This window comes from Pseudomonas sp. PDM13, assembly GCF_025685765.1.
GTDB classification, from domain to species: Bacteria; Pseudomonadota; Gammaproteobacteria; order Pseudomonadales; family Pseudomonadaceae; genus Metapseudomonas; species Metapseudomonas solani.
Genome location: NZ_JAOTQU010000005.1, coordinates 95,881 through 115,247 on the forward strand (window position 1 = coordinate 95,881; position 19,367 = coordinate 115,247).

At 65.4% G+C, this 19,367-nt stretch carries 16 protein-coding genes, 1 pseudogene and 1 riboswitch; of the genes and pseudogenes, 8 read left to right on the forward strand and 9 right to left on the reverse strand.

Annotated elements, in window-relative coordinates; all coding sequences use genetic code 11:
* Nucleotides 1–48: 48 nt before the first annotated feature.
* Nucleotides 49–1,425, reverse strand: coding sequence for a DUF3999 domain-containing protein (locus tag OEJ36_RS07295; protein ID WP_263400933.1), 1,377 nt, complete (start codon nucleotides 1,423–1,425; stop codon nucleotides 49–51).
* Nucleotides 1,422–5,057, reverse strand: a complete 3,636-nt coding sequence (locus OEJ36_RS07300) for a DUF2339 domain-containing protein (protein WP_411860978.1) — start codon at nucleotides 5,055–5,057, stop codon at nucleotides 1,422–1,424. The genes OEJ36_RS07295 and OEJ36_RS07300 overlap by 4 nt, the downstream gene beginning before the upstream one ends.
* A gap of 299 nt (nucleotides 5,058–5,356) precedes the next feature.
* On the opposite strand from OEJ36_RS07300, the gene OEJ36_RS07305 reads away from it, so the two are divergent.
* Nucleotides 5,357–5,752, forward strand: a complete 396-nt coding sequence (locus OEJ36_RS07305; protein ID WP_043240585.1) for a YkgJ family cysteine cluster protein — start codon at nucleotides 5,357–5,359, stop codon at nucleotides 5,750–5,752.
* A gap of 151 nt (nucleotides 5,753–5,903) precedes the next feature.
* On the opposite strand, the gene OEJ36_RS07310 is transcribed toward OEJ36_RS07305, so the two are convergent.
* Complete coding sequence (locus tag OEJ36_RS07310; protein ID WP_263400935.1) at nucleotides 5,904–6,812, reverse strand: DUF808 domain-containing protein; 909 nt, start codon at nucleotides 6,810–6,812, stop codon at nucleotides 5,904–5,906.
* A 151-nt stretch (nucleotides 6,813–6,963) separates the two neighbouring features.
* On the reverse strand, nucleotides 6,964–8,748 hold the full coding sequence (locus OEJ36_RS07315; RefSeq protein WP_263400936.1) for a phosphoethanolamine transferase CptA: 1,785 nt from the start codon (nucleotides 8,746–8,748) through the stop codon (nucleotides 6,964–6,966).
* Nucleotides 8,749–8,947: 199 nt separating this feature from the next.
* Here OEJ36_RS07315 and OEJ36_RS07320 point away from each other — a divergent pair, with 199 nt between their 5' ends.
* The 3 genes from OEJ36_RS07320 (at nucleotide 8,948) to OEJ36_RS07330 (ending at nucleotide 11,908) form a co-directional block, all read left to right on the forward strand.
* The gene (locus OEJ36_RS07320) at nucleotides 8,948–9,379 is read left to right on the forward strand and encodes a hypothetical protein (protein WP_263400937.1); all 432 of its coding nucleotides are present in this window, start codon (nucleotides 8,948–8,950) and stop codon (nucleotides 9,377–9,379) included.
* 122 nt (nucleotides 9,380–9,501) lie between these two features.
* On the forward strand, nucleotides 9,502–9,957 hold the full coding sequence (locus tag OEJ36_RS07325; RefSeq protein WP_263401056.1) for a cell division protein: 456 nt from the start codon (nucleotides 9,502–9,504) through the stop codon (nucleotides 9,955–9,957).
* A 469-nt stretch (nucleotides 9,958–10,426) separates the two neighbouring features.
* Nucleotides 10,427–11,908 carry a M4 family metallopeptidase gene (locus tag OEJ36_RS07330; protein ID WP_317891566.1) on the forward strand — a complete coding sequence of 494 codons (1,482 nt, stop codon included), beginning with the start codon at nucleotides 10,427–10,429 and terminating at the stop codon, nucleotides 11,906–11,908.
* A gap of 65 nt (nucleotides 11,909–11,973) precedes the next feature.
* On the opposite strand, the gene OEJ36_RS07335 is transcribed toward OEJ36_RS07330, so the two are convergent.
* Nucleotides 11,974–12,882, reverse strand: coding sequence for a LysR family transcriptional regulator (locus OEJ36_RS07335; protein WP_263400938.1), 909 nt, complete (start codon nucleotides 12,880–12,882; stop codon nucleotides 11,974–11,976).
* A gap of 134 nt (nucleotides 12,883–13,016) precedes the next feature.
* On the opposite strand from OEJ36_RS07335, the gene OEJ36_RS07340 reads away from it, so the two are divergent.
* The 4 genes from OEJ36_RS07340 (at nucleotide 13,017) to OEJ36_RS07355 (ending at nucleotide 17,232) form a co-directional block, all read left to right on the forward strand.
* A complete protein-coding gene (locus OEJ36_RS07340; RefSeq protein ID WP_263400939.1) occupies nucleotides 13,017–13,634 on the forward strand; it encodes a nitroreductase family protein in 618 nt (205 codons plus the stop codon).
* Nucleotides 13,635–13,643: 9 nt separating this feature from the next.
* A complete protein-coding gene (locus tag OEJ36_RS07345; protein WP_263400940.1) occupies nucleotides 13,644–14,525 on the forward strand; it encodes an EamA family transporter in 882 nt (293 codons plus the stop codon).
* A 175-nt stretch (nucleotides 14,526–14,700) separates the two neighbouring features.
* Nucleotides 14,701–16,344, forward strand: coding sequence for a methyl-accepting chemotaxis protein (locus OEJ36_RS07350; protein WP_263400941.1), 1,644 nt, complete (start codon nucleotides 14,701–14,703; stop codon nucleotides 16,342–16,344).
* Between the two features lie 56 nt (nucleotides 16,345–16,400).
* Nucleotides 16,401–16,491, forward strand: a riboswitch (glycine riboswitch).
* A 120-nt stretch (nucleotides 16,492–16,611) separates the two neighbouring features.
* Complete coding sequence (locus tag OEJ36_RS07355; RefSeq protein WP_263400942.1) at nucleotides 16,612–17,232, forward strand: trimeric intracellular cation channel family protein; 621 nt, start codon at nucleotides 16,612–16,614, stop codon at nucleotides 17,230–17,232.
* A gap of 135 nt (nucleotides 17,233–17,367) precedes the next feature.
* Here the strand turns inward: OEJ36_RS07355 and OEJ36_RS07360 are convergent, their stop codons facing one another.
* From OEJ36_RS07360 to OEJ36_RS07375, 4 genes and pseudogenes are all read right to left on the reverse strand, one after another.
* Nucleotides 17,368–17,712: a hypothetical protein gene (locus tag OEJ36_RS07360; RefSeq protein ID WP_263400943.1), complete on the reverse strand. Its 345-nt coding sequence runs from the start codon at nucleotides 17,710–17,712 to the stop codon at nucleotides 17,368–17,370.
* A 103-nt stretch (nucleotides 17,713–17,815) separates the two neighbouring features.
* Nucleotides 17,816–18,091, reverse strand: a pseudogene (locus tag OEJ36_RS07365) (translational GTPase TypA); the annotation flags it as partial.
* Between the two features lie 52 nt (nucleotides 18,092–18,143).
* Nucleotides 18,144–18,572, reverse strand: coding sequence for a hypothetical protein (locus OEJ36_RS07370; RefSeq protein ID WP_263400944.1), 429 nt, complete (start codon nucleotides 18,570–18,572; stop codon nucleotides 18,144–18,146).
* A gap of 357 nt (nucleotides 18,573–18,929) precedes the next feature.
* Entirely contained in the window at nucleotides 18,930–19,364 is a 435-nt protein-coding gene (locus OEJ36_RS07375; protein WP_263400945.1) for a hypothetical protein, read from the reverse strand.
* Nucleotides 19,365–19,367 lie beyond the last annotated feature (3 nt).

The window sequence follows — 19,367 nt, forward strand, 5'->3', positions numbered from 1 at the left end:
ACAGCAAAAAGCCAGTATCTACGTGACAACTTCGCTCAGCGAGCGGCCTCAGGCGCCCTTGCTTTGGCCCTTCAGCAGGCTCAGCGCCATCAGCACCAGAAGCCCCACCCCCAGCAACAGGACGGCCCACAGGCCGATGCGCTTCCAGGCCAGTGCCGAGCCCTTCTCCTCGGCCACCACCACCGCCTTGGCCTCGGCCAGGCGCAGATCGCCATCGGGCTGGGCGATGCCCATCTTCGCCAGGCTGCCGGGGCCGTAGCCGGGCACCAGGGTGGTCAACGGCAGTTCGGCGCTGGCCGCGCCGGGCTTGCCGACGGCCAGGGTGTAGGGCGGCGTGCCCCGGGCCAGGAACACCAGCTGCAGCGCGCGCATGCCCACCTGCAGGGTCGGGGCCTTGGCGCCGAAGCCGCCGGCACGCTGGTCCACGCTCATCTTCAGGTGTTGCACCGGCATCCAGCCGTCCAGTTCGAGCCGGTCGTGCAGCACCTCCTTGCCGTCCTTGGGCAGGCGGTAGAGCAACCCGGAGGTCAGCGCCTGCCATTGCGCGGTGTCGTTGCTCCGCGCCTGGAGCCGCACCGGCGCCAGGGTATTGGCCTGTTCGAGGGAGAATTTCAGGCTCTCCACCGGCAGCGGCAAGGGCAGGTCCCAGCTGTACTCGCCGGCAGCCGGGCTGCCAGCGGGCATCGGGTCGGACCAGACCATGGGCGCCGGGCTGCTTTCCTGGCGTGCACCGGTGACCCGCGCCTCGGTGAGCAAGGGCGCTTCGCGGTCCAGCCAGAGCAGGCGCAGGTAACGCGCCTTGTGCCCGGGCAGGGTCACTTCGCGCTGGTAGATATGGTCGTTGCCGAAGCTCAGCCGGGCGATCTGCCCGGTGCCCCAGGACTGCCAGCTCTGCAGGTCGTCACTGGCCTCGATGGTGAACTGCTGGAAGCCTTCGCCCTCCTCGCTCCAGTCGATCACCAGCTTCTCCAGGGGCGCTTTCATGCCGCTGGCGTCCAGCAACCAGCCACGCAGGCGCTCGCCGCTGGCGGCCGGGTCTTCCGGCAGCACCTCGACCACAGTGCCGGTGGTACTGCGCTCCACCCGTACCCGTGGCGCGCCCAGGCTGGTATCGGCCGGGCCGCGCAGGGGGAACCACTTGAGTTCCAGCTCCTGCTCGCTGCGGGTGACCTGGGACTCGCCCCGGGCCAGCGCATAGGCCAAAGGCTCACCCTCGGCGTTGAAGATGCGCAGGTCGCGCAGGTCGGCATGACGGGCGAGGAAATGCAGCGACATCGGCAGGTCGACGCGGTACCAGGGGCCATTGCCCTCGACCTTGAGCGGTACCCGGGCGGCGAAGTCGTCCAGGCTGTCCTGGGCCTGCACCGGCTGTGTCACGCACAGCAGGCCCAGGCAGATGTTCAGCAAGAGGGGGAAACGGCTCATGCGTTGACCTGCTCCGATTCGGGCGCCGCCCGCTTGGGCGGAAGCGGCGCGAAGTAACCGACGACCAGCAGCAACACGCCGACGCCGATGAAGGAAATGATCCGCTCCAGGCCGCCCCGGTTACCCAGTTCGACGAAGAACAGCTTGGCCACCACCACCGCGATCAGCGCGGCGCCCACCAGCCACAGCTCGCGGTGCACGCGCCTGTGGCCGCCGATCATCAGGCCCAGGGCGATGCTGGTCCAGACGATGGACAGGCCGGCCTGCACCAGCATCGAATCCAGCTGCGCATCCAGCACGAAGGGCACGCCGCCCCAGTGGTGGGCGCTGCGGAAGACGATGGCCGTGGCCAGGGCGAACAGCGAGGCGCCCACCACCAGCTGCGGCGCCAGGCGCTGGATGCCGGCATCGAAACCGAACTCGCCGAGGTTCTCGCGCAGCCACAGCCAGACGCCCAGCAGGGCGAACAGCAGGCCGAGCTCCAGCGGGTTGACCAGCGGCAGGTAGGGCAGCGGGTCGGCACTGCCGTCGCTCCAGGCGTTGGCGACCCAGAACCAGCCCAGCATCATCGCCGCCAGGGGCATGGCGGCCCACAGGCGGTATTCGCGCGGGAAGGCGATCACCGGCCAGGGCAGACGCGACACCCGGGTGACCAGCAGCAGGTAGAGGCTCGGCAGCAAGGCCCAGCCCAGCCAGCGCCAGGCGTTGTAATGCTCGGACAGCAGCATCAGCAGGTAGCGCAGCTCCAGCGCCAGCACCCCGAGGATCAACCAGCAACCCAGCACGTGGGCAGCGCTGCGGGGGCCCTCCGGCAACAGGCCGTGGAGCTTGCGCAGGGCCAGCAGGTGCACCGCGAACAGCGCGCCCCAGCCCAGCCAGCCGAAGTCCGCCGCCGGGTGGTAATGCGGGTTCCAGGCAAGCATCAGCACCACCAGCGCACCCGGCACCAGCAGCAGGCAAAGCAGCGCCAGGGTGCGCCACTGGGTGCGCAGCGCCAGCAGCATCCACAGCGCCACGGTCACCGCTGCCGCCAGCAGCACCAGGGGGACCTGCAGTTCCGGCGCGGCGAAGCGGGCGATCTCGGCGACCCAGGTCAGGGTCCACCAGCCCGCGCTCCACACCAGCAGCAGTTGCGACAGGTGCCCCAGGCTCAGGCCTTGCAGGCGCGGGTCCTCGCGACGGGTTTCGTGGTGCAGGCGCCAGGCGCCGGCCAGGGCGGCCAGGGACAGCACCAGCGGCGTCCAGAAGCCGGCATGGGCCAGCGGGCGCAAGCCCTCGGTGCTCAACTGGCCGAGCAGCAGCGGGCTCACCGCGAGGAAGCTCAGGCCCGCGATCACCTGCAGCGCCAGGCCGAAGACGAAGCTGGCGCGCAGTTGCAGGTGCAGGCTGAGCCAGACGATCAGCAGGCCGCTGCCGCCCCATACCGCGCTGGCCGTACGCCAGGGCAGGACGAAGAGCACCGCCAGGTTGATGAACACCAGGCCCACCAGCAGCACCAGGGACATGCTGTGCAGCAGGCGCTTGTCGTTGCGCACCATGTCGTCGCGGGCCGCCACCAGCATGCCGCCGATCAGCGCCAGGCCGATCAGCGAGGCGGTGACCAGGCCACTCCAGCCCAGCGCACTGCCGCTGCCCAGCCCGCTGCGGTCCATGCCCAGGAGGAACACGGCGCCACCGAGCAGCTGCACGGCGAAGGCGCTGAAGAGGAAGGTGCGCGAGGCCAGGCGCAGGCCGACATAGAGGGTCGCCAGGCCGGCCAGGGCCCAGACGATGGCGGTGCCTTCGGCGCGCAGGCACAGCGGCGCGATCAGGTAGAGGAAGGCCAGCCCGCTGCAGGCCAGCACCGGCAAGCCGCTGCGTTCCCAGGCGGACGCCTCTTCCTCCTGCGCACCGCGCAGCTGCCAGAAGCTGAACAGCAGCGCCACGCCGAGCATCAGCGCGCCCAGCGGCGCACCGTCCAGCAGGCTGTCGACGCCCACGCGCAGGCTGCCGAGGAAGGCCAGTGCCGCCCCCACCTGCAACAGCAGGGCGAAGGCACGGGCCAGCGGCCGGCGCTGACGCAGGCCCAGCCAGAAGATGCCGGCGCCTTCCACGGCCCAGGCGGCGGAGGTCCAGCGCGCATCCAGGCCCAGCGGAATGGCCAGGGTGCCGAACACCACGCCGAGGGCCATGCAGGTTTCCACCAGCAGCAAGGCGCGACCCGGTGCGCGACCGGCCAGGACCCGGGCGATGAACATGTACAGCAGGCCCATGGCCAGGGCGCTGAAGGCGGCGCCGAACTCGATGTGGTGGATCACCGCGTACTGCAGGCCGAAACCGATCAGGGGCGGGCCGAACAGCACGGTGCCGTCGATGTAGTCGCCCTGGCGCGCCGACCAGCGCAGCAGCGCATCACGCTCGCCATCCGGCGCGGCCGCCGCCTCGCGCAGCTTGCGCCGGGCGAACAGCAGGCCGATGGCCAGGTACATGAGGAAGAACAGCACCAGGAAGGGCTCGGTGCTGGCGAACAGCTCGGGCTTGTAGGAGCGCAGACCCCAGGCGAAGCCGATGCCGAAGGTGCCGACGAAGCCGATCAGGTTGAGCAGGCGCCAGGCCTTGAACCAGGCGATGGCGAAGATGCCGGCGTTGAGCAGGGCGAAATAGGAGAACAGCGCGACATGGTTGCCGCTGCCGGTGGAGGTGAGGATCGGCGCGGCGAAGCCACCCAGCGCCGCAGCGGCGGCCAGGCCCAGGGCATCCTGCAGCACCGCGAGAATGGCCGAGCAGAGGGTGACCACGATCAGCAGGATCAGCGCCATCTTCGGGTCCAGCAGCGGATGCAGGCGCATCGCCGCGAACACCGTCAGGTAGAGCACCGCAATACCCGCACCCTGCAGCATCAGGCCATAGTTGGGGTTGCGCTTGCGCAGCCACCAGCCGAGCCCCAGCAGGGCGATGGCCGCAGCGGCGACACCCGCGTAGCGCACCTCGATGGGCACCACCATGCCTTCGGTGGCGTAGCGCAGGAGGAAGGCCAGGCCGAGGAACAGCAGCAGCACGCCGACCCGCAGCACGGTGTTGCCGCCGAACAGCCAGTTGCGCGCGGCCTCGAAGCCGCGCTCGAACAGCGAGGGCTCGCGGGGCGGCGGTGGTGGGGGCGGGGTAACCGGGGCACGGGCGACCATGGGCTCCGGCTGGCGCGGCGGCAGCGGCTCGGCCAAGAGCTCGGGGAGGGGTTCCAGGGTCCAGTCGCTGACATCCGGCTGGCGCGGTGGCGGGGTGACCACCAGGGGCTCCGGTTCGAGCTCCGCGGGCAGTTCCCAGACCAGCTCGCTGTCGTCCACCGGTTGCTCCGGCTTCTCCGGCGCGGCGGCCTGGGCATGGACGACGGGCGCTTCCGGCACTGGCACGGGCGCCTCGGTGGGCGGCGCGGCGGGAGCGGCGGGTTGCACCCCGCTGCGCTCGACCTTGAGCAGCCGCTCGTGGATGGCCTGGGTGCCCACATCGAAACGGGCCGCGAACTCGCGCAGCTGCTTCTGCAGGGCGGCGTTTTCCGTACTCAGCCCGTGCAGGCGGATCGCCTGTCCGAGGCCCAATCCGAGGAGGCCGCCCAGCAGGGCTCCGGTGATCGATTCACCGGCTGCCGCTCCCATGGCCAGACCCACCAGCATGAAGATCCATTGCATGCACTGAATTCCCAAGTGATTGAGAAGAAACGCCAGATCCCTGCACGTTCAACGCCGCCGCCCGGCGTAAATGGCGACGCGCCAGTATATCGAGCGAAACGGAACACTCCCTACAGACGAATGCTGGCCATCTCACAGACACAGAAAATTCACCCGATTGCGCACAGAGAGTAGAAATCGTCTCGCCGGCCGGCGGCAAACTGTTCACAAATTCGCCAATCCCGCTATGATGCGCGCCCTCCCAGCCCCAAGCCCGCGCCCAAGCCATGAAAACCATGCTCATCGTCGGTGCCGACATCGATCGCACCGAAACCTGGATCCGTTACGAAAAGAGCATGTGCCACGCCTGCGTCTCCAGCTGCTGCACCATGCCAGTGGAGGCCCGCATCAGCGATCTGATCCGCATGGAGCTGGTGGCCGACTTCGAGCGTGGCGAGCCGCCGAAGAACATCGCCAAGCGCCTGATGAAGGACGGCCTGGTGGAACGTTTCAACCAGAAGTCGGGCATCTTCACCCTGGCCCGCATGGCCAACAACGACTGCTATTTCCTCGACCGCAAGTCGCGCCTGTGCACCATCTACGACAAGCGCCCGGAAACTTGCCGCAACCACCCCAGGATCGGCCCGCGCCCCGGCTACTGCGCCTTCAAGCCCAACGCCTGATCCCCCGAACTCGACCTGTAGCCGCGAATTCATCCGCGATGCCCAGGTCCCCGGGCTGAAACCCGGGCTACGGTCCGAGCGGTAATACGAGCCCCTGAAAACGAAAACGCCCCGCGGGCGATGCCGGCGGGGCGTTTTTCATGGGCGGCGATCAGCCCTTGGCGAACAGCTTCTTGGCCAGGCTCACCACCACCAGCACCAGCGCACCGGCGACGATGCCGACCACGCCGTTGATCAGGGTCGGCACCACCACGCCTGCAGCGCCCGCAGCTTCGGCCAGGTGGTGGATGGGCTCATGGGCCGCAGGAATGCCGTGGGTGAGGATGCCGCCGCCCACCAGGAACATCGCGGCGGTGCCGATCACCGACAGCCCTTTCATCATGTAGGGCGCGGCACGCAGGATGGCGCGACCGATGCTCTGCGCGGCCTGGCTGGCCTTGCGGCTGAGGTACAGGCCCAGGTCGTCCAGCTTGACGATGCCGGCCACTAGGCCATACACGCCGGCGGTCATGATCGCGGCGATGCCCACCAGCACGGCCACCTGCACACCGAAGGACGACTCGGCGACCGTGCCCAGGGTGATGGCGATGATTTCGGCGGAGAGGATGAAGTCGGTGCGGATGGCGCCCTTGATCTTGGCCTTCTCAAAGGCCACCACGTCCACGTCGGTCTTGGCCAGCGCCTCGACATGGGCCGCATGGCTCTGCTCGTCTTCTTCGGCGCTGTGCAACCACTTGTGGGCGAGCTTCTCGAAGCCCTCGAAGCACAGGTAGGCGCCGCCCACCATCAACAACGGGGTCACCGCCCAGGGCGCGAAGGCGCTGATCAGCAGCGCGGCCGGCACCAGGATCGCCTTGTTCACCGCCGAGCCCTTGGCCACCGCCCAGACCACTGGCAGCTCGCGCTCGGCCTGCACACCGGAAACCTGCTGGGCGTTGAGGGCTAGGTCGTCCCCCAGTACGCCGGCGGTTTTCTTCGCGGCGACCTTGGTCATCAGGGAAACGTCGTCGAGGACGCTGGCGATATCGTCGAGCAGGGTGAGCAGGCTGGCTCCGGCCATGTGGAAATCCTTGAGTGGGGGAAGGCGTTGCAGGGGCGGAATGATGCAACAGCCTACGGCGCCATTCCATCGGCCCGTCGGATTTCCAAGCAAAAAGCTGACAGACAGACGCCCCGGCACAGTCAAGGCCGGGGCCGGACGCTATCTCACCTCAACCACGGGTGCTGGGCGGGCCGCTCTGCAGGGGCTGGTCGCCCTCCTTTGCCACTTCCACCGGTTTGGCGGTAGCCTTGGGTTTGGGCTTGATCAGGCTGAAGTCGATCATGGTCTTCGGCGCGTAGGGGTCGCCGATCATCAACGGGCGCGCCTTGAAGTCGGCACTGACCAGGCTGCGGCTGGGGTCGAGCGTGTCGAAACGCAGGCCAGCGAGGTCGGCCCAGGTGTGCACCAGCCCGGCGCTGCTGAAGGGGCGGTCGAAGGTACCGGCGAAATTGCGCGGGTGGCTCTGCTGCCAGGCGGGGCTGGTCCAGACCATGAAGGGGATGGTGTACATCGGCGCGGTGGGCGCCGCCTCGTTGCGCCCCAGCACCTGCGGGTGCTCGGGGTCGAACACCGCCTCGCCGTGGTCGGAAAGGTAGAGCAGGAAGCCGTTCGGGTCGGTGGCCTTGAAGCGCTCGATCAGGGTGGAAACCACGTGGTCGTTGAACAGCACGGCGTTGTCGTAGCTGTTGTAGGTGGGCAGCTGGTCGTCGGTGACGTTGGGCGGCACGCCCTGGCGATCGGTGAAGCGCTCGTACTCCGGCGGGTAGCGGTACTGGTAGCTCATGTGGGTGCCCAGCAGGTGCACCACGATGAACTTGCGCGGCGCCTGGTCGGCAAGGACCTTGGCGAAGGGCTCGAACACGTCGTCGTCGTACTGGCGGGCGTTCTGGTTGCGGTTGTTGTTCAGGTAGAACTGCTCGTCGGCCTGCTTGGAGAAGGTGGTGAGCATGGTGTTGCGCTTGGTCAGGGTCTGCTGGTTGGTGATCCAGAAGGTCTTGTAGCCCGCCTGCTTCATCATGTTCAGCAGCGAGGGCTTGCTCAGGTAGGCGTCCGGGTTGCTCTCGTCGGCGAAGCTCAGCACCTGCTGCAGCGCCTCGATGGTGTAGGGTCGCGGGGTGACCACGTTGTCGAACACCTGCAGCTCGCCGCGCAGCCTGTCGAGGTTCGGCGTGGTCGAGCGTGGGTAGCCATACAGGCTCATGCGCTGGCGGTTGGTGGATTCGCCGATGACCAGCACCAGGGTCGACGGCTGGTTGCCGTTGATGTCGTGCAGGTTGGCCAGGGGCGCGATGCGGGCGTTGCCTTCCAGCAGGTCCTGCATGTTGGACAGCTGCTGGCGGTATTGCCGGTAGCCCACCGCCAGTTGCCAGGGCACCGCCGGCTCAAGGCGCTTGTCGATGCCGTCCATGGCCTGCTCGAAGCTGTCGTTGACCATCATCTGCTTGGTCACCGGGTAGCCGAGCAGCGCCACCAGCAAGGCCGTGCTGATCGCCAGCGCCTTGCCACGGGGCAGGTACACCGGGCGCAGGCGACGCCAGATCAACCAGGCGACGCTGGCATAGGCCAGCAGCACCAGGGGTATCCACCAGGTCATGTACTGGGTCAGGTACTCGCCGGCCTCGGCGGCGTTGGACTCGAACATGATGAAGATGACGCTCTGGGAAAACTCCTGGCCGTACACCAGGAAGTAGAACAGCGCCGGCAACGAGGCCAGCCAGAGCATCACGCCGATCACCGCAGCGAGTGTGCGGGTGCGCACCGGGAACAGCAGCACCGGGATCAGCCACAGGCCGCTGAGCAGGAAGGCCTGGCGGAAGCCGGTGAAGCCGCTGGTATCGGTGGCGAGGATCAGCACCTGGGTGAGGCCGGAGAAGCACCAGAAGAACAGGAACAACCAGCCCAGACCGGCCCAGTCGAATTTTCGGGCCCCTTGATCACGCGCATGCGACGGCATAAGAACTCCATCAGTCGGATACAGGCTGCCGGGCGAACCGGCAGGAACCGCACGGACTCTGCACAAGCACGTGTGAAAACTTCGTCAAGAAAAACCGGAAGGCCGCCATGACTCGGGGTATAAGAAGCAGCCGGTGGCGAGCAGCAGCCAGCCATCCCGGTGCAAACGGAATTCAGCCCCCCATCAAGGAAGGGACACCATGCCAAGGAAAACCAAGCAGCAACGCAATGCCGAAAAGAATGCGCGGAGAACCAACAACAGGGCTTTGCAGCATGCCCAGAGCAAGGGCCTCGACACCGCGACCAACACCTGCTCGGCCATACGCATCGCCGGGGTCCAGGACCGGCACAGCAAGGCGATCATGACCCGCAGCGGCGCCAATGCACGGACCGGTGGCACGCTGATCGGCTACAACGAAGACGACATGCCCTGGGCAGGCCTGAACCCCGGGGAGACCTACGCCTTCATCAACTGCGCGGAAGCCAAGGCCTACCTGGAGATACTGGCCAGGCACGCGGACCCCAAGCACTACCGGATCACCTCCTTTACCCCCGACAAGAAGGTCAACCCGCCCTGCGGCAACTGCCGGCAGTGGGTCTATGACACCTTCGGTGAAGTGGTCGACGCCTGATCGAGGGGCAACCGATGGGCATCCCGGCGCGCCTGGGGTGCTCGCGCTCCCGGGCTGATCAAGGCCCGGGTTAGTCGCTACACTCCGCCACCACCCACGCTCCAGCAGGACACGGAATGTCGATGACCACCCCGCACGCACGCCTCCGCCAGCTCCTCGTCTATTGGCTGTATGCCGCCGCCTTCGGCCATCTCTGCGCCGGCCTCGCGCTCACCTGGTTCAACCACCTGCCGCTGTTCGAGGCCTATCAGCAGGGCGTCGAGCACGCCTTCTGGACCGGCGCAGTGCCGGAGGGCGCACGTGATCAGCAGCTGTGGTGGCAGGCCCTGTTCGGCGCCACGATGCAGAGCTACGCGGTGTTCATGTTCGCCCTGGTGCGCATCGGTGACCGGCGGCGCAATGCCTCGGCCTGGGGCTGGATGATGGTCGGCATCCTGCTGTGGGCCCCGCAGGACATGCTGCTCTCCGCGCAGCGGGGCATCTGGGCGCACCTGTGGGTCGACGGTTTTGCCCTGCTCGCCCTGCTACCACCGCTCGCCTGGCTCTATCGACACGATCGCCGCACATCTTCCGACTGACCGGTCGTCGGCAGCTCCCGCAGGCCTTGGGTGACCCGACCGAAGGCCGAGGGCTTCGCTTCGTCGTCCCCCCTCCTCCTCTCCCCCGCTTCGCCGTTGCCAGCGCCCGTTTGCGGTTGCCGGCACAACCTCCCGTTTTTCGGGCCCTGCAGCCCTGAGTTCCGGCCCGGACTCTCCCCGGCGAGCCCATCCGTGATCGCCCCGGCAGTCGGTCAAGCGCAACGGCTAGAAATTGACACCCTGTCAATTCACGACAAATAGCAGCCCTATTGCCGAAATTTGCAGCAAATATCGCGATTATTTATGCATTCGAGCGTTGATATCCCCTTCCTGGCGTCTATACCTTCCTCCTTATCGCCACCCCAACCGGCCATCCGCCGAACACCGGCGATACCTCGCTCCTAGAGCGCCCACAAGGCCACTGGAGCACCACGGAGATACCCTCCGACCATCACCAAGGAGCTACAGAATGCAAAGGAAGTTCATAGGAAAAACGCTGATCCTGGCCACTCTCGCCTCTCCCGCGATAGGACTCGCGGCCGAGCTGGTGGACGTAGCCAAGTTGCCGTCACGGGCAGGAATAGCCGGTGGCAGTGACATCCACTCCGACCTGGGCCTGGACGCCGAGGAGCTCGACAAGGGCACCAGCGCCAAGCTGCCGAACGGCACCCAGGTCACCCGCTACCAGCAGTACTACAAGGGCGTGCGGGTCTGGGGCGAAGCCATCACCGAAAGCCGCAACGGCGCCACCAAACGCACCGGCCGCATGCTGGTAGGCATCGAGCAGGACCTGGTGCGTGACGCCACCCCCACCCTGACCAAGGAGCAGGCCCTGCAACAGGCCAAGGCCCTGGTCGCCAGCAGCCAGCCGGTGAGCAACGAGCAAAGCGAGCTGGTGGTACGGCTGAACGAGCAGCAGCAGGCGCAGCTCGCCTACGTGGTGTCGTTCTTCGTCGGTGGTGACGAGCCGTCCCGCCCGCACTTCATGATCGAGGCCAACACCGGCCAGGTCCTGCAGCGCTGGGAAGGCCTCAACCACGCCGAAGCCACCGGCCCCGGCGGCAACGCCAAGACCGGCAAATACCTCTACGGCACTCAATACGGCCCGCTGATCGTCAACAACCGCTGCGAGATGAATAGCGGTGACGTGATCACCGTGAACCTCAACAACAGCACCAACAACACCAGCGTCAAAGCCTTCCGCTTCGCCTGCCCGTACAACGAGTACAAGCTCACCAACGGCGCCTACTCGCCCCTCAACGATGCCCACTACTTCGGCAACGTGGTGTTCCAGATGTACGGCAACTGGTTCGGCGGGCTGCGTCCGCTCAACGAGAAGAAGCTGTACATGAAGGTGCATTACGGCAATGGCTACGAGAACGCCTTCTGGGACGGCCAGGCCATGACCTTCGGCGACGGCAAGAGCCGCTTCTACCCGCTGGTTTCCCTCGACGTGTCGGCCCACGAGGTCAGCCACGGCTTTACCGAGCTGAACTCCGGCCTGGTCTACGAGGGGCAATCCGGTGGCATGAACGAAGCCTTCTCGGACATGGCCGGCGAAGCCGCCGAGTACTTCATGAAGGGGCGGAACGACTGGAAGGTGGGTGCCGATATCTTCAAGGGCAACGGTTCGCTGCGCTACATGGACCAGCCCAGCCGTGACGGCAGCTCCATCGACAAGGCCGGCGACTACTACGAGGGCATCGACGTGCACCACTCCAGCGGGGTGTACAACCGCGCCTTCTACCTGCTCGCCAAGTCGACCGGCTGGAACACCCGCAAGGCCTTCGAAGTGTTCGTCGACGCCAACCGCTTCTACTGGACCGAGACCAGCACCTTCGACCAGGGCGCCTGCGGCGTGATCAAGTCGGCGCAGAACCGCAGCCTGCCGACGGCGGACGTGATCAACGCGTTCAAGACCGTGGGCGTGAGCTGCAAGACGGCGCTGTAACCAGGGCACTGCCCGTATCAAGCCCCCTGTCGGCGCGAGCCTGCAGGGGGTCGCGGGACACGCCCTTAACTGAGTTCCGCCACCGCATCACTGCCCAATTCCTCGACGAGGAAATCCACGAAGGCGCGCACCTTGGCCAGCATGTGCCGGCGCGAGGGGTAGATCGCATAGACGTGGGTCTTCACCGGCTCCCAATCCTCCAGCACCGCCTGCAAGGCACCCCGGGCCAGGTCATCGCGCACATAGACCTCCGGCACCAGGCTGACGCCATGCCCGCCGCGCAACGCACTGCACAGGGCCAGGCTGGAGTTGACCTTGTAGCGCCCACGCACGGGCACCCGATGGGTCTGCCCGCCTCGTTGGAATGACCATTCGGTGGCATGCCCTGAGAGGGTGAACTGCACGCACTCCAGACGCGGCAGGTCATCCGGGGATTCGGGGATGCCGTGCTCGGCAAAATAGGCCGGCGCACCGCAGAGCACGTGGTGCAGCGTCATCACCGGGCGCGCCACCAGGCTCGAATCCTCCAGGCGGTCGCTGCCGCGTATGGCCAGGTCGAAGCCCTCCTTGACGATGTCGATGCGCCGGTCCTCCATCTGCAGGTCCAGGGACAGCTCCGGGTAGCGCGCGAGGAAGCGCGGGATGGCATCCGCCAGGCAGATCAGGGTGAAGGACATGGGCGCGCTGACCCGCAAGGTGCCGCTGGGCGCCCCTTGCATCGGCCCCATGGAGCGGTCCGCCTCCTTCAGGTCATCGAGGATGCGCACCACCTGCTCGTAGTAGCTGGCGCCCGCCTCGGTCAGGCTCATGCGCCGGGTGGTGCGGTTGAGCAGGCGGGTCGCCAGGTGCGCCTCCAGCTCGGCGACGTTCTTGCTCACCGCCGCCGGCGACAGCCCCAGCTGGCGGGCAGCAGCGGCGAAGCCGCCCAGGTCGACGACATGACGGAAGACGGTGAGCGCGGTAAACCTGTCCATGGATTAGCCACTCGCAGTAAATAGTGAAGTCAGCGGAACGCATATTATCGCCACGGCGGCGGTGAATTAACCTTTTCTTCATCGGGCTGCAGCGACTCCGCGAGCAGCCATGGACAGACACAAGGACGCCCGCCATGAACCAGCCGCTGATCGACGCCATCACCCAACGCACCTCCGTGAGCTACTTCGATCCCAGCCGCGAGCTGGACGATGACAGCATCCACGCGCTGATCAGTTGGGCGACCCGCGCACCCAGCGCCTTCAACCTGCAGAACTGGCGCTTCATCGCCGTGCGCAGCGTCGCCGCCAAGCAGCGCCTGCGCGAACTGGCCTGGAACCAGCCCAAGGTCTGCGACGCGGCGGTGACCTTCATCGTCTGCGGCGTGCTGCCCCAGCCGGCAACCCTGGTGGAGCGCCTGCAGGGTTCGGTGGATGCCGGCTTCATGCCCGCCGAAATGCCGCCGTCCTGGGTTGCACTGGCCGACCGGCTCTACGCCGGGGCGCCGCGCACCCAGCGCGACGAAGCGGTGCGCAGCGCCACCTTCGCCGCCTCCACGCTAATGCTCGCCGGGCAGGCCCTGGGGTTGGCCGCCAGCCCGATGACCGGGTTCGACCCGGAGGGCGTCGCCGATGTGTTCCGCCTCGGCGCCGATGAAATCCCCGTGATGCTGGTCGCCATGGGCCATGCCCAGCCCGGCAACTGGCCGCAGAAACCGCGCCGGCCGGTGGCCGATGTGCTGGAACTGGTCTGAGGACGCACCATGAACCGCCATGCCGACCTGCTGCTCACCGCCCTCGCTCCGGCCGTCTGGGGCAGCACCTATGTGGTCACCACGCAGATGCTGCCGGCCGGCTACCCGCTGACGGTGGCCCTGCTCCGCGCCCTGCCCGCCGGGCTCCTGCTGCTGCTCCTGGTACGCCAGCTGCCCAGCGGCGTCTGGTGGCCGCGCACCCTGCTGCTCGGCGCGCTCAACTTCTCGGTGTTCTGGGCCCTGCTGTTCGTCGCGGCCTATCGCCTGCCCGGCGGCGTCGCCGCCACCCTCGGCGCCATGCAGCCGCTGTTCGTCATCGTTCTCGCGCGCCTGGCGCTGGGCTCGCCGATCCGCAGCCTGGCGGTGATCGGTGCGCTGGCCGGACTCTTCGGTGTCGCCCTGCTGGTGCTTACCCCCAAGGCCACACTGGACCCGATCGGCATCGCCGCCGGCCTGGGTGGCGCTGTCTCCATGGCCCTGGGCACCGTGCTCAGCCGCCGCTGGCAACCGCCCGTGCCCGCACTGACCTTCACCGCCTGGCAACTCACCGCCGGTGGTCTGTTGCTGCTGCCCGCCGCCCTGCTGCTGGAGCCGGCGCTGCCGCCGGTCACCCTGCTGAACGTCACCGGCATCGCCTACCTCGGGTTGATCGGCGCGGCGCTCACCTACCTGCTGTGGTTCCGGGGCATCGCCCGGCTGGAGCCTTCGGTGGTGTCCTCCCTGGGCCTGCTCAGCCCGGTCACCGCCGTGCTGCTGGGCTGGGCCCTGCTGCACCAGGACCTGAGCCCCGCACAGATGGCCGGCATGCTGATCGTGGTCGCCAGCGTCTGGCTGAGCCAGCGGGCACAGCGCGTGGCGCCGCCGCTGGTCACCACGAATACCCGGGCCTAGGCGACCCGGCGCGAAACCAAGCAGCCAACGAACGGCGGGTTCGGCGCGCCCGGTAAATGGCTGGGAAACCCTGTGTGCCAGATCACATTTCCCTCAAGTTCTGTCAGAGTATTCCGAAACAAAAGAAAGCCGTGGCGACCATGGCTGGAATCTCCACTCGGATGGAACTGAACCGATGTCATCGCTGCGCTCCGTCAGCCTGCAGACCAAGATTCTGCTGGCCTTCACCCTGGTCAACCTGATCAGCATCGCCACCTTCATCAGCTACGCGCAGTACGTGAAGTCCCTGGACATCCGCGAGCAGATGGACAACCGCCTGCGCGCGGCGGCTCATGCGGTGCCGCGCCTGCTGGGCAATGACTACCTGGAGCGCACGCGAACGGCCGAGGGCCTGCGCGAGGGCGAGTACCTGGAACAGGTGCGCAACCTCGGCGAATACGCCGGCGAGGTAGACCTGAAGTTCGCCTACACCATGATGGTCGACAGCGGCGGCCGGGTGTTCTACCTCTCCGACGGCGCCAGCGGCAGCGAAATCGCCAGCGACAGCTACGCCAAGCACCTGGAGGAGTACACCGATGCCAGCCCGGCGGTGATCCAGGCCGCGCGCAGCAACCAGGCGCAGTTCGACGAATACACCGACAGCTACGGGACCTTCCGTTCGATCTTCCTGCCCATGCGCACCAGCAGCGGCCAGCCCTATGTGGTGGGCGTTGACGTCACCCTGAGCAGCCTCGACCAGGCCATAGTCGACAGCCTGCGCAGCCTGCTGCTGATCGGCGCGGTAACCCTGGCCATCGGCCTGCTGCTGTCCTGGCTGGCCACGCGCATGCTGGTCCACGCCATCCGCCAGCTCACCGGGCAGCTCAACCAGATCGCCCAGGAGCGCGACCTGTCCCACCCTCTCTCGGTCACCAGCAACGACGAACTCGGGCAGATGGGTACGCGCCTGTCCGGCCTGCTGCAGGACCTGCGGCAAACCCTTTCCGGCGCTCTGGGCATGGCCGACAGCAACCAGCAGTTGGCGGAAACCTTCCTGCACCGCGCCGACGACATCACCCAGCAGATCCAGCAGGCGGCGCACCAACTGGCCGACGTCGACCAGCATGGCCAGTCGATCCAGCAGGCCGCCGGGCAATCCCACAGCCTGGCCGGTGCGGTGCGCAGCAACCTCGAGCGCACCAGCGCCGAACTCAGCCGCGCCCACCAGGAGCTGCAGCAACTGATCGCCGACGTGCACGGCAGCACGTCCTCCAACATCGAACTGGCCACCGACCTCGACGGCCTCAGCCGTGAGGCCGAGCAGATCGGCCAGGTGCTGCAGATGATCGCGGGCATCTCCGAGCAGACCAACCTGCTGGCCCTCAACGCCGCCATCGAGGCCGCGCGCGCCGGCGAGGCGGGCCGTGGCTTCGCGGTGGTCGCCGACGAGGTGCGCAAACTGGCGGGGCAGACCAAGAGCGTGCTGGCCGATGCGCACAAGGTGATCGACCAGGTCACCGGCGCCATCCGTCAGATCGCCCAGCGCATGGGCAGCACCGCCGAGCGCTCGCGTGCCCTCGCGGGCAACGCCGACGAAGCGCTGGAGGCCCTCGACACCCTGGTGCGGCAGATGGGCGAGGTGAACGCCAACGTCGAGCAGGCGCTGACCAGCAGCGAGCACATCCAGCATGCAGTGGCGGATATGTCCGGCCGGCTGGGCGACATGCGCGGCGCCTTCGAACACACCCGCCAGGACGTGGACGCCATCAACCACTCTGCCGCCGAGCTGGGCGAAACGGCACGCGCCTTGAAGAGCGGGCTGGGGGCCTTCCGCACCTGACAGGTGCGGGCACTGAAGCTGACCACTCGCACAAGTTCGTCAGCCCCCCTATAATCCGCGCCCCCGCAGGAGAGCGAGGCGCCATGCGCCTCCGCCGAAGGCGCAAACTCCCATAATCGCTCAGGCAGAAGTCACTGCGGGTTCCATGATCGCCAACTGGAGAGCGGCCGCCTGCGAGCGGCCCACCGAAGGGGCAAGCGGCCCACGCCGCGCAAACTCTCAGGTACACAGGACAGGGGGAGGGGCAGCACAACGCAGGAGTTCTGTGTGCTTACCTACGTCTACCTGATTGCCATCGTCGCCGAAGCCATGTCCGGTGCACTCGCCGCCGGCCGGCGCAACATGGACCTGTTCGGCGTCAGCCTCATCGCCTTCCTCACCGCCCTCGGCGGCGGCACCGTCCGCGACATCCTCCTCGGCCACTACCCGGTGAGCTGGACCCAGCACCCCGAGTACATCTTCCTCACCATCGGCGCCGGCCTCTCGGCCATGCTCCTGGCCAGGTTCATGCACCACCTGCGGCAGCTGTTCCTGGTGCTCGACGCCATGGGCCTGATCGCCTTCACCGTCATCGGCTGCAACGTCGCCCTGGGCCTGGACTACGCCCTGCCGGTGGTGGCCATGGCCGGGATCATCACCGGCATCTTCGGCGGCATCCTCCGCGACATCCTCTGCAACCGCACCCCGCAGGTGCTGCGCCAGGAGCTCTACGCCAGCGTCTCCCTGCTGGTCGCCCTGCTCTACCTCGGCCTGCGCCAGCAAGGCGTCGACGACGACCTCAACCTGCTCGCCTCCTTCAGCGTCGGCCTGCTGGTAAGGCTCCTGGCGATCCGCTTCAGTTGGTCGCTGCCGATGTTTTCCTACGCGCCGGGGCGGTGGGAGCATTGAGGCTCCACCCTCTCTCAGGTCACTCCCGCGAGATGAAATCGAAGCGCGCGCCGGAGGATCTGACCAGACCGGCCATTTCAGCTCCTAGCGGCACGGCCGGCGAGGCTGGGAAGACGCTGATCCCTGGACACAGCCTCAGCACTCGATACCGATCATCCACTGGGTCTTGTCGGCGTTGGCGCGATCGAGGTCAGCACGACGAACGAGCGGGTCGGTGCAACCACGCGGCTTGATGTACCGCTCCGCGACGCGGGCCGCCTCGTCGACGCCCATTCCCTGACGGTCGTCCCGCGTCACGGTGATGTAGAAAGGCTTCTGGAACATCACTATGTAGGCATCCAGCATGTAGCGATGGCCGCCGATATCGAGGTTGGCGTGGTATTCGTCGAAGCGTGTGAAGTGGCGGGTGTCGATGTCACGAGACGAGGCACATCCCTGAGCCAGCAATACGAAGCCCGTCAGGTAAGCCAACGAAGTCATTTTCACGTGTCTCTCCTGATAGAGGCTCCATTCGGACGCGGAGCCCTCCAGTAAAAAGCGCCGGATTGCTCCCGCGGGGGCCCGCTCAGTTACTAGTCGGAAATCAGGCCTTGGCGCGCTCATAGCGCTTCCGGTAGTTCTCGTTCAGCATTTTCTTGCGCAGGCGGATGGACTTCGGAGCCACTTTCACTTGCTCGTCGTCAGCGATGAATTCCAGCACCCGCTTCAGTGTGAAGCGGACCGGCGGAACCAGGGCGGTGAGCCCGAAGCGTGCTGTTGTCGAGCTTGCCCATCACCAGGTCGTTATCACAGCTGTTGAGCCGGCCAACTGACCTTCGTAGATCTCGTCACCTGGGCCAAGGAACAGCTTGCCTGTCGAACTAGCAAACGCTTCAATTGTTCCATCCCTAGGATCTTATATTTTGCGCCAACTAAACTCTCATCTCACGCAGCGAAATCTTAGCATCTGAAAACTGAACAACATCCTCCACAACTGATAGGCAATCATCAGACTCAATTACACTAAGCCCAGAATCCCCAAAATCCAAATACACTCCGACACAACCTTCATCGGCATCACTAATCCTGTACTCATATACCGTCAAAATCTTTGATCCCAGATATTTATCCAACCCAGCCAAGGAATTAATCGGGTACGCGAACTCATCATCAATCTCACACAAACCCACCAATTCTGGATCTGAACCAAGCATTAAAAAATTTGACACACCCTCGCTAATTGTTAGCGACACCCACCCAGAATCAGATAATTTAAAAAACAATACCAAAAATTCACAAACCAGATTTCCGCTCATAAAAAATGAGCGAAATCTGACATCACGCAGCACTTCATTGATCAACACAGCCTCTCGCCCTCCACATTAAAACTTAGAAGATTTTTCTGGAGCCAATGTATCAAACTCGTACTTGCCATCTGACAATACTCGCAGACTTACGGTGTTATCAGTCTTGGAGCTATACACATGAATGAGGTCATAATCCCCCCGCACAGTTGAGCTTGAAATCAGTGGACGCCACAGACGTAATGCGCTTCTGCTCTTCGCTCAGGTGCAATGTGAAGCACGACCACTGAGAGATATTTGCTACGAATAAAACTCAGAGGCAAACAGATAAGCTGATCACTTTTGATTAGCTGTCCCGCGTCAAAGTCAGCAGCGACTGAAAACAACCGGAGCGCGGGGCTATCTCACAGCAGCCTAACAGCCCTTAACAACATGCTTACTTAAACAGTCTCTCACCTCCCAATCCCCTTCACCTACAATAGCCAACAACCCACCAGATCTAGCATCTGGAATACTGGTGCCATATATGAAATAACTAACCACATCATCAACAGGCTCATCATCATGATATGTTGTAGTAATTTTTAATGCTTCCTCAACATGAGAGCATTCACAACACTCATAGAGAATTTCATCAATTTCATCATGCAAGACTTCTGAATAATAACCAACACAAACAAAATTCTTAGCGCCCTTTTCCAGCAACATGTTCACCAATATAGACAGTCCACCATCTTCGGCCGAAACTCTACTCCAAGCGGTGATTAACACCACGTATGGCGTCCACCCAGCCTCTAATTTCTCACCTAAGGACTCGACATCTACCACGAGTAGAGTACGCCCATTCATGCA

Bases quoted from the DNA above. Each gene is read 5' to 3' on its own strand.
- OEJ36_RS07305 (WP_043240585.1), top strand. From the start codon at position 5,357: ATGAAAACCATGCTCATCGTCGGTGCCGACATCGATCGCACCGAAACC.
- OEJ36_RS07310 (WP_263400935.1), bottom strand. From the start codon at position 6,812: ATGGCCGGAGCCAGCCTGCTCACCCTGCTCGACGATATCGCCAGCGTC.
- OEJ36_RS07325 (WP_263401056.1), top strand. From the start codon at position 9,502: ATGACCACCCCGCACGCACGCCTCCGCCAGCTCCTCGTCTATTGGCTG.
- OEJ36_RS07300 (WP_411860978.1), bottom strand. From the start codon at position 5,057: ATGGGAGCGGCAGCCGGTGAATCGATCACCGGAGCCCTGCTGGGCGGC.
- OEJ36_RS07315 (WP_263400936.1), bottom strand. From the start codon at position 8,748: ATGCCGTCGCATGCGCGTGATCAAGGGGCCCGAAAATTCGACTGGGCC.
- OEJ36_RS07360 (WP_263400943.1), bottom strand. From the start codon at position 17,712: ATGACTTCGTTGGCTTACCTGACGGGCTTCGTATTGCTGGCTCAGGGA.
- OEJ36_RS07350 (WP_263400941.1), top strand. From the start codon at position 14,701: ATGTCATCGCTGCGCTCCGTCAGCCTGCAGACCAAGATTCTGCTGGCC.
- OEJ36_RS07320 (WP_263400937.1), top strand. From the start codon at position 8,948: ATGCCAAGGAAAACCAAGCAGCAACGCAATGCCGAAAAGAATGCGCGG.
- OEJ36_RS07330 (WP_317891566.1), top strand. From the start codon at position 10,427: ATGCAAAGGAAGTTCATAGGAAAAACGCTGATCCTGGCCACTCTCGCC.
- OEJ36_RS07345 (WP_263400940.1), top strand. From the start codon at position 13,644: ATGAACCGCCATGCCGACCTGCTGCTCACCGCCCTCGCTCCGGCCGTC.
- OEJ36_RS07295 (WP_263400933.1), bottom strand. From the start codon at position 1,425: ATGAGCCGTTTCCCCCTCTTGCTGAACATCTGCCTGGGCCTGCTGTGC.
- OEJ36_RS07375 (WP_263400945.1), bottom strand. From the start codon at position 19,364: ATGAATGGGCGTACTCTACTCGTGGTAGATGTCGAGTCCTTAGGTGAG.
- OEJ36_RS07340 (WP_263400939.1), top strand. From the start codon at position 13,017: ATGAACCAGCCGCTGATCGACGCCATCACCCAACGCACCTCCGTGAGC.
- OEJ36_RS07335 (WP_263400938.1), bottom strand. From the start codon at position 12,882: ATGGACAGGTTTACCGCGCTCACCGTCTTCCGTCATGTCGTCGACCTG.